This window comes from Endozoicomonas sp. SESOKO3, assembly GCF_024606255.1.
The window spans coordinates 1-1,362 of record NZ_JAHHPR010000560.1 but is presented as its reverse complement, the minus strand read 5'-3'; the positions used below and the strand labels follow the sequence as shown (position 1 = coordinate 1,362).

General features: G+C 44.2%; 2 protein-coding genes. One reads left to right on the top strand and one right to left on the bottom strand.

Going from position 1 to position 1,362, the window contains the following annotated elements:
* Positions 1 to 328: hypothetical protein (locus KDK18_RS09670; RefSeq protein ID WP_257254698.1), on the bottom strand; the 328-nt coding region annotated here is incomplete at its 3' end.
* A gap of 154 nt (positions 329 to 482) precedes the next feature.
* Here KDK18_RS09670 and KDK18_RS09665 point away from each other — a divergent pair.
* The coding region (locus KDK18_RS09665) for a DUF4116 domain-containing protein (RefSeq protein ID WP_257254697.1) at positions 483 to 1,362 on the top strand (880 nt) is incomplete at its 3' end.

The window sequence follows — 1,362 nt, the reverse complement described above, 5'->3', positions numbered from 1 at the left end:
GATCAAACTGGTCAGAAAATTTTAGTCGTAAGGTTCGTTCTTTACCCCCCTCTGCCTGTTCAAGTAATTCGACGAGGCCAACGTGATTGCCCAATTCCAGGTTAACCATCAAGGCATCATCCATACTGACGACAGTCCCTGAGAGCTCTAATGCTTGCATGCATGCTTTGCCGGATGGCGTCAATAGTGATGCTTTTTCACCCTTAGCACCCGGGGTCGTGCAATCAACGTAGGTGATCTTCTTTTCCTGAAAAAACTGCCCCTGACCCGAGGCCAGAGTGACCGGTGCCAGTGCCTCCACAAAACGCTTATGCAGGGCAAAAATCAAGTCATGAACACTACGGACCTGCTCAGCCTCACGGAAGTGGAGTGCCTGAAGAGAGGGGGGTAAAGAACGAACCTTACGACTAAAATTTTCTGACCAGTTTGATCAACCTTATGGCATTCATAAAGACGGCAAGTCAAAGCGTATGTGGTTTCTGGTGCAATTACTGAAAGCGATCGAACTGGATGAAAATGCGGATAGCATGAAGGTACGTTGCAACGCTGCAGCCGGTCAAATTATCGTCGAATGCTCCCGAATGAAATCAAGTCCACACATGCAGGATGCCTTTGAAAAACTGATGATTGTGTTAGAGACTATCTGTGATCTTGATATCTTCTTTGAGAACGCAGACATTTTTGAAGAATCTCATTGGGATTTTAACTTGCTTGAACAACGTCTTAATCCCGATGTTGTGACAGATGCTGATAGATTCACCTTTCAGCATTGTCTTTTCTCAATGTTTTATCTGAGGGATTACCGTATTAGTCCCGCATGCTGCCAGTTATTAAGTAGCCCTCTTCAACAGTTTGTTTTTTACGCTGAGCGGTTAGGGGAGTGTCGGTCTTCAGTATATTTCAGGGAAAAACCGGAGGTTAGTCTGCGGGAAATGTTAATGAGTGAAGAGATGAATGAGAGCATTAGCAAGGAGCTCTTACATCATTTTTTATTGGCAGATCCCAATTACTCTATTCCACCGTTTGAGGATTTTTATCTCCATTTGAAAGGTCAATACTTCATTATCAAACCATCACGTGATTACACACTGACGTTTGATATTCCACCGGCTCAGTCGTTTTCGGATATTAAAGAAAAGGTCAGGAAAGCCTTGGTGAAGGACGGGCTGAATTATGTCAGTCAACAGGTTCGAAATGATAAAGAGCTTGTATTAGAAGCCATTGCAGCACATCCAATTGATCTGAAATATGTAGGTCAAGAACTCAAGGGTGATAAAGATGTCATCATAGCCGCAGTCACTCGGCGTAGCCGTTCTATGCAAGACGTCAGCCCGGAAATTCCGGATTATGATGAGGTTGTCA